This window comes from Arthrobacter sp. STN4 (assembly GCF_024539665.1).
In the GTDB taxonomy this organism is placed as follows: Bacteria; Actinomycetota; Actinomycetes; order Actinomycetales; family Micrococcaceae; genus Specibacter.
Map to the genome: position 1 here is coordinate 37697 of NZ_JAKZGX010000032.1, position 7649 is coordinate 45345.

5 protein-coding genes are annotated in these 7649 nt (G+C 70.2%); 4 read left to right on the forward strand and 1 reads right to left on the reverse strand.

Features of this window, described 5'->3' with window-relative positions:
- Positions 1-31 precede the first annotated feature (31 nt).
- The 4 genes from MMF96_RS17210 to MMF96_RS17225 all read left to right on the forward strand — a co-directional run bounded on the left by MMF96_RS17210 (position 32) and on the right by MMF96_RS17225 (position 6855).
- Positions 32-2635: a helicase-associated domain-containing protein gene (locus MMF96_RS17210; protein ID WP_256884249.1), complete on the forward strand. Its 2604-nt coding sequence runs from the start codon at positions 32-34 to the stop codon at positions 2633-2635.
- Positions 2632-4290, forward strand: coding sequence for a DNA repair helicase XPB (locus MMF96_RS17215; protein ID WP_256884250.1), 1659 nt, complete (start codon positions 2632-2634; stop codon positions 4288-4290). The genes MMF96_RS17210 and MMF96_RS17215 overlap by 4 nt, the downstream gene beginning before the upstream one ends.
- Before the next feature lie 114 nt (positions 4291-4404).
- Positions 4405-5196 (forward strand): class I SAM-dependent methyltransferase, encoded by a 792-nt coding sequence (locus MMF96_RS17220; protein WP_256884251.1) that lies wholly within the window; start codon positions 4405-4407, stop codon positions 5194-5196.
- 570 nt (positions 5197-5766) lie between these two features.
- The gene (locus MMF96_RS17225; protein WP_256884252.1) at positions 5767-6855 is read left to right on the forward strand and encodes an IS630 family transposase; all 1089 of its coding nucleotides are present in this window, start codon (positions 5767-5769) and stop codon (positions 6853-6855) included.
- 9 nt (positions 6856-6864) lie between these two features.
- On the opposite strand, the gene MMF96_RS17230 is transcribed toward MMF96_RS17225, so the two are convergent.
- A complete protein-coding gene (locus tag MMF96_RS17230; RefSeq protein ID WP_176617032.1) occupies positions 6865-7482 on the reverse strand; it encodes a TetR/AcrR family transcriptional regulator in 618 nt (205 codons plus the stop codon).
- Positions 7483-7649: the final 167 nt, after the last annotated feature.

Here is a 7649-nt window from a genome sequence, read left to right on the forward strand (position 1 = left end):
CGCGGCGGCTTTTCGCGGTAGCGTTGAGCTGATGTCCACCTTGCGGCTCCTGATTTCCGACCTTGCTGCCCGGCCCGATTCCTCGCTGCTGCGGCTGCTTTCGCTGCGCCCGGAGCTGATGGATCCCCCGGCCGCCGATTTCGCCGCCCTCGCCGCCCGTGCCTCCAGCCGGGCCGGGCTCTCACGCGCCCTGGACCGGCTGAACCAGCCGCAGCTGCAGGTCCTGACCGCACTGGTGGTCACGGCCGGTCCCGAGTCGGGCGCCACCGCCGAACAGCTGGCCGACGCCGTGGGCGGCGCCACGCCCGGGGATGTGGAGGCGCTCCTCGCGGAACTGCACGGGCTGGCCCTGGTGCTCCCTACACCCCGGGGGACGGACGACGCCGGCCGCCGGCTTTTCCTGCCCGTCACCTCGCTGCGTGAGGTGTTGGGCGCACACCCGGCCGGACTGGGACGCAGCTATGCCGAACTGGCCGATTCCCTCCCCGGCTGCCGGGACCGGCTGGCCGGGATCGCGGCGGCCCTGCAGCTGCCCGGCACGACGGCCGGGCCCGCGGCTGCGCTGCACCGCCACCTCTGCTCTTACACGGACCCTGCCCGGTTGCTGGCGGGCGCACCGGATGGCACCGCGGAACTGCTGGCCAAGTTTGGCGCCGGCCCCCTGGGCCGGGTGGGGCATGCCCTGCGAGACCCCGGCGGCCCGGACAGCCCGGGTGACCCCGGAGAAGGAGGCGGGGCCGTCAACTGGCTGCTGGGGCACGGCCTGCTGGTTCCCGTCGACGACGACCACGTGGAGCTGCCCCGCGAGGTGGGCCTGCTGCTGCGGCACGGCAAGGTGGTGGCCCGCTTTGCACCCGAACCGCCCGGCACCCCCGTTGCGCAGGTCCGCACTGCGTTGCGCGACAACGCGGCCTTGGGAGCGGTCGCCGCCGTGCTGCGGACAATGGGCCGGCTGCTGGATTCCGTGGAAGGCGCGCCGCTGGCCACGTTGCGGGCCGGAGGGGTTGGCGTGCGGGCCGTGCGCGCCCTGGCCAGGGACCTCGAAATAGAAATGGCACAGTCGTACTTTTATCTGGAGTTGGCTGCCATGGCGAAGCTCATCACGCTGGATCCGGACACCTCGCTGTGGAAGGCCACGGCGTCGGGCTGGCGCCCGCGCGACCGCGCCGAGCAGTGGCTGTGGCTGGCCTCCGCCTGGCTCGACGCCGCCCGGCTGCCCTCGCTCGTGGGCACCGGCTCCCCTGCCGTCAACGTGCTGGCCGGCGAGGCGCACCGCGCGGACGCGCCGGCACTGCGCGCCACCTCCCTGCAGGTGCTCGCCACCCTGCACCGGGGCACTGCAGCGAACGCCCCAACGGCCCCGACGGAGCAGCAGGCCCCCGCACAGCCCGGCATGGTTCCGGCACCCACCCCGGAACAGGTCCTGGAGCATTACGCCTGGCACCACCCGCGCCCGGCCCGCCGGATCGCCAGGGCCCTGGCCGGTTTCCTGGCCGAGGCCGAGATCCTGGGCCTGACCGGGGCCTCCGCGCTGACGGAACTGGGCCTGGCCGTGATCGAGCGCGACTGGGACGGCGCCCTGGACCTGCTGGCCGCCGCCCTGCCGGACCCGGTGGAACATGTCCTGTTACAGGGCGACCTCACCGCCGTGGCGCCGGGCTACCTCTCGCCGGCCCTCTCCGCGGAGCTGTCCCTGCTCGCCGAGCCGGAGGGCCGGGGCACGGCGGGCGTGTACCGCTTCACGCCCGCCTCGATCCGGCGGGCCCTGGCCGCCGGCCGCACCGGGGCCGGGATCATGGAGTTCCTGGCCGCGCACTCGGCCACGTCCGTGCCACAGCCGCTGGCGTACCTCATTGCGGATGCCGACTCACGCCACGGCCGTTTCACGTTGGGCGCCGCCTCGGCCGTGGTGAGCACGGAGGATCCGGCGCTGATGGCGGAGCTGTTGGCCGGGGACCGGGCCGCCCGCCTGCAGCTCACGGCCGTCTCGCCCACCGTGGCCGTCTCTGCGCTGGCGCCGGCCGACCTGGCCCGGGAAATGCTCGACGCCGGGCACTCCCCTTCCCTGTCCGGGGACCTGGCCGCGGCGGAACCGGACCGGCCCGCCGGCAGGGCCTGGCGCGCCGCCCCTGCCGTACCGCACCAGGCATTGGCACCGTACGAGGCCGCCCGCCTGCTGGCCGCCGAATACGGGACGGATGCAGGCAGGACCGACGATGCACCCGACGCCGGGGACCCCGCCGCCCAAACCCCCGCCGCCGAAACCCCGGGGGACGGCGCGGCGGCCGCCCAACGGCGGGAGGCGGGGAACGGCGTCGGCCATCCCCGGGGTGCGGCAGAGGCACAGCTGGCCGTGCTGCGCAGCCGTCCGGCATGGACGCCGGGGCGGGGGGAGGCTGCGCCCGCCCTGGTCCGGGAGCAGCTGCAGCGCGCCATCCGGGACAGGGCCGATGTCTGGCTGACCACCGTCAGCGGCGAAGGCCGGCCTGAAAGGCTGCGCGTGCACCCGTCGACCGTCGCGGAGGGGCGGGTGCGGGCGTTCGACCCCGGGCGGGACAGCGAACGCGTTTTCAGCCTCCACAGGGTCATGGACGTGGAATTGATCGAAGGCACAGGGACGAAGGGCAGGGCATGAACGACGGGCCGTTGATAGTCCAAAGCGACAAGACCATCCTGCTGGAGACGGCGCACCCGCAGGCCACCGAGGCAAGGCACGCCATTGCGGCCTTTGCCGAGCTGGAGCGCGCGCCGGAACACATGCACAGCTACCGGATCACGCCGCTGGGCCTGTGGAACGCGCGGGCCGCCGGGCTGGACGCCGAGCAGGTCCTGGACACGCTGCTGAAGTACTCGCGCTTCCCCGTGCCGCATCCGCTGCTGATCGACATTGCGGAGGTCATGTCCCGGTACGGGCGGCTGCGCCTGGAAAAGGACCCCGTCCACGGGCTGGTCATGCGCACCACCGATTTTCCCGTGTTGGAGGAGGTGGTCCACGCCAAGAAGATCGGCCCTCTGCTGGGGCCGCGGATCGACCCGCTGACAGTGGTGGTGCACTCCTCCCAGCGCGGGGCGCTCAAGCAGCTGCTGCTCCGGGCCGGCTGGCCCGCGGAGGACCTGGCCGGCTACGTTGACGGCACCCCGCACCCCATTGCCCTGACCGCCGGGGATGCCGACGCCGTGCCGCCCAAGGACGGGGCGTGGTCGCTGCGCCCCTACCAAAACCTGGCCGTGGAGAACTTTTGGGCGGGCGGCTCGGGCGTGGTGGTGCTGCCCTGCGGGGCCGGGAAGACCATTGTGGGCGCCGCGGCCATGGCCGTCTCCGGCACCACCACCCTGATCCTGGTCACCAACACCGTCTCCGCCCGGCAGTGGAAAGCCGAGCTGCTGAAACGGACGTCCCTGACGGAGGCTGAGATTGGCGAATACTCCGGATCCGCCAAGGAGGTCCGGCCCGTCACCATCGCCACATACCAGGTGCTGACGGTGCGCCGCGGCGGACTCCACCCGCACCTGGAACTGCTCAATGACAACGACTGGGGGCTGATCATCTATGACGAGGTCCACCTGCTCCCGGCCCCCATCTTCCGCATGACCGCCGACCTGCAGGCCCGCCGCCGGTTGGGCCTGACCGCCACGCTGGTGCGGGAGGACGGCCGCGAGGGCGAGGTGTTCTCGCTGATCGGGCCCAAGCGGTACGACGCCCCGTGGAAGGACATCGAGGCGCAGGGATACATTGCCCCGGCGGACTGCGTGGAGGTCCGGATCGACCTGCCGCAGGACGAACGCATGGCCTACGCCATGGCGGACGACGCCGACAAGTACCGCCTGTGCGCCTCCAGCGAGAGCAAGTCCGCCGTCGTGGAACGGCTGGCGGCCGAGCATGCAGGCGAGCAGCTGCTGGTGATCGGGCAGTACATCGACCAGCTCGACGAGATTGCCGAACGGCTCGGCGCGCCGCTGATCAAGGGTGAAACGTCGGTGCGGGAACGCGAGCGGCTGTTTGACGAGTTCCGGCGCGGGCTCATCCACACCCTCGTGGTTTCCAAGGTGGCCAACTTTTCCATCGACCTGCCCGAGGCGTCCGTGGCCATCCAGGTCTCGGGGTCCTTCGGCTCCCGGCAGGAGGAGGCGCAGCGGCTGGGCCGGCTCATGCGCCCCAAGGCCGACGGCCGCACGGCGCGCTTTTACACGCTGGTGGCGCGGGACACGGTCGACGCCGGCTTTGCCGCCAAGCGCCAGCGCTTCCTCGCCGAGCAAGGCTACGCGTACCGCATCATCGACGCCCCCTAACTCCAACCCCCGGTTGCAACCGGGCGTTGGGAAAAAACGCCCCGATTGCAACCGAGCGTCTGGGGTGGCGGAGTAGGATCACTTGCCACGGGGTTCACAGCAGCTGGAGGCGTCATGGATTACGAAGAATCGGTGGCCGCGCACTATGGCGGCGCCGACGTCCTGGAACGGCTGCTGGCCGTGGTGCGCAACGCCGGCGGCGATCCGGCGCACTTTGCGCCGGCGGAACTGCGCGGGACCGACCAGCTCCACATCGGCGGCCGCGCCGCCACCTCGCGGGTGGCGGAGCGGGCCGGAATCGAGGCCGGGACGCGTGTGCTGGACATCGGTTCCGGACTGGGCGGGGTGGCCCGCCACCTGGCCGGCGAATTTGGTGCCGACGTGCACGGCGTGGACCTCACGCCGGAGTTCGTGGCGGCCGCCAGAAGTCTCACCGAACGCACGGGGCTGGTCAGTTCCGTGCAGTTCACCCAGGGCAGCGCCCTGGACCTGCCGGTGGCGGACGGCTCCTTCGACGCCGCCGTGGTGATCCATGTGGGCATGAACATCCGCGACAAGGACCGGCTGTTTGCCGAGGCCGCCCGTGCCCTGCGCCCGGGCGGCGTCCTGGCCGTGTACGACATCATGTTGGCGGGCGGCGGGATCGAGGCCTACCCGCTGCCGTGGGCCGCCACCGGGGAGACATCGTTCCCGCAGCCGCCCCTGGCCTACAGCGATGCCATGGGCCAGGCGGGCCTCGAGGTGGACAGTGAGGCCAAGCCGCTCGCGGAGGGCATCGCCTTCCTGGAGCGGGCCCTCGATGGCGGCGCCCCGCTGGGGCTGGCAGGGCCGGCGCTGGGCAACCTTCTGGACGCCTTCCGCGCGGGCCTGCTGGCACCGGTGGAAATCTACGCCCATCGGCCCTGATCCGCGGCTTAAAACACTACGCGCAGTTCGGGCGAGCCGGTCCGCCTGCGCCGGGTCGCCCGCCAGGCAGCGCAGCCCCGAATCGGGGGTCCTTCCGGAGAGCCCGCTGGCAAAGTCAGCCCTACGCCAGACAGCCGGGTTTGCGAGCCCTGGCCGCCATGCCACCTTGGCTGCCCCGGCTGCGTAGCGGACGGCAGCGTCCGCCGGGGTAAGGCCCCGGTTTTCCTCCACCTGCACCTGGTTGGCGGCGTCCAACGCCCCAAGGTGGGGGTACCGGCGTCGTCCAAGTTGGCGGTGCCGCAGCGTGGCGCGGACGCTGAGGATGTCTTCCCGGGCCCCGGCCAGGTGGGCTGCGACGTCGCGGAGCTCCACCGGCGCAGTCCGTGCCGGCGTGCCACAGCGCCTCCGGCAGGCTGGCGAGGAACCCGGCAATGCCGGACACGACGGCAAGGCAAAGGGCTGCTGAGGTGGCGCGTTGGGCTGCCGGAATGGCAGTGGCGGAAACGGGCTGGTTCCTTCCTAGTGTAGTGTCTCCAAAATAGTTCGTGTTTTGCGTGTTAAACTTGGGGTATGTCAAATATTGCCCCCGCTTTGGTCCTTGACGATGCCCAGCGCGAGGTCCTGCTGGCCCTGTCCAAGTCGCAGGTGGCCTCGCACCGGGAGGTGCAGCGGGCGCAGGTGCTGCTGATGGCCTCCGAGGGCCTGGCCAGCGAGTGGATTGCCCGGGTGGTGGGCGTGAACCCGGGCACGGTGCGTGCCTGGCGCGCCCGCTTCGTCCAGGACGGGCTGGTGAAGTTCGGGGCGGTGCATACCGGTCGCGGCCGGAAGCCGGTGATCCCGGAGTCGAAGATCGCCGAGATCGTGTGGCTGACGCAGAACACTACGCCGACGGCGAAAACACACTGGTCGGTGCGTTCCATGGCTGCCCGCACCGGGGTCTCCCCGGCCCAGGTGCAGCGGATCTGGGCTGCCCGGGGGCTCAAGCCCCACCTGGTCAAGACGTTCAAGCTCTCCAACGACCCGCACTTCGACGAGAAGCTCATCGACGTGTGCGGGCTGTACCTGAACCCGCCCCAGAACGCGATCGTGCTGTGTATGGACGAGAAGACGTCCATCCAGGCCCTGGACCGCACCCAGCCGTCCCTGCCCATGGTCAAGGGCCGTGCCGGGACCATGACACACGACTACAAGCGCAACGGCACCACCACGCTCTTCGCCGCCCTGGAGGTCGCCACCGGCAAGGTCATCGGAAACTGTGTGCCCAAGCACCGCCACAATGAGTTCCTTGATTTCCTGAAGACCATCGAGAAGGAAGTCCCGAAAGGTCTTCAGATCCACCTGATCATCGACAACTACGCCACGCACAAGCACGCCAACGTCAAGGCCTGGCTGGGCAAGCATCCGCGGTTCCACCTGCACTTCACCCCGACCTCCTCGTCCTGGCTGAACCTGGTCGAGCGCTGGTTCCGGGACCTGACGGAGAAGGCCCTGCGCCGCGGAGTCTTCCACTGCGTGCCGGACCTCATCGAAAAAATCGAGGACTACATCCGTGCCAACAACGACAACCCAAAGCCGCTCATCTGGACCGCGACGGCCGAATCAATCCTCGAAAAAGTCAACCGCGGCTGCGTCGCACTCCAAACCGCCAAGCAAAACTGAGACACCACACTAGGGTGAGTAGTGCTCCAGCCACAGGGACACTGCCGGTTCGACCAGCCGCGCATAGCGTCCGGACCCACCGCCCGCAGGTTCGTTGGCCAATTGTTGTGAGACCACTCCCGCCACCACCGTAGTGAACAGCAGCACGGCTTCCTCCGTTGCCGCGGACGCGCGCAGCTCGTTGCGTGACACGGCCAGCTTGATTTGCGCCCGTAGCAGTGCCACCGTCTCCTGGCTGGGCACATAGGCCTGCGGCGAGGGCTCAAACCCCGGCACGGGCCGCCAGTTGACCAGCTGCGCCGCAACAGGATTGCCCACCGACCACTGCACGAACGCGCGGGCGCCGGCGCGCAGGGCGGCGACGGGCTGGTCCGGATGCTGGCTGCCGGCCGAGGCCACGGCGTCCCGGAGCCCGGCGGCGCTGCGTTCAAAAAGGGCGTCGTAGAGGTCGCGTTTCGAAGGAAAGTACTCGTACAGGGACGGCGGCTTCATGCCCACGCGGCGTGCCACTGCGGACAGCGACATCCCCGCCACGCCGTCACGGGCCATCAGCTCGACGGCGGCGCCCAGAATTTCCCCCATCGTGGTGTCCCTGCCCACCCGGCGACGATCCGGCACTTTTTCCATGCCTCCATTGTCCCCTAATGCCATTAGGGAAACAAGGGTGCGACGAGACTCATGAAAAGTGCTCGCGTAATGGGGTGCGTGCCTCATTTGGGAAGTGCTCGCGAAATCTCTGGTGCATGTTCGGGTGCTTTGGTGTGCTGGAGGGATGGGCTACAGGGTGTCGTTGT

Coding starts and splice junctions, on each gene's coding strand:
- MMF96_RS17215 (WP_256884250.1), top strand. CDS start 2,632: ATGAACGACGGGCCGTTGATAGTCCAAAGCGACAAGACCATCCTGCTG.
- MMF96_RS17210 (WP_256884249.1), top strand. CDS start 32: ATGTCCACCTTGCGGCTCCTGATTTCCGACCTTGCTGCCCGGCCCGAT.
- MMF96_RS17230 (WP_176617032.1), bottom strand. CDS start 7,482: ATGGAAAAAGTGCCGGATCGTCGCCGGGTGGGCAGGGACACCACGATG.
- MMF96_RS17225 (WP_256884252.1), top strand. CDS start 5,767: ATGTCAAATATTGCCCCCGCTTTGGTCCTTGACGATGCCCAGCGCGAG.
- MMF96_RS17220 (WP_256884251.1), top strand. CDS start 4,405: ATGGATTACGAAGAATCGGTGGCCGCGCACTATGGCGGCGCCGACGTC.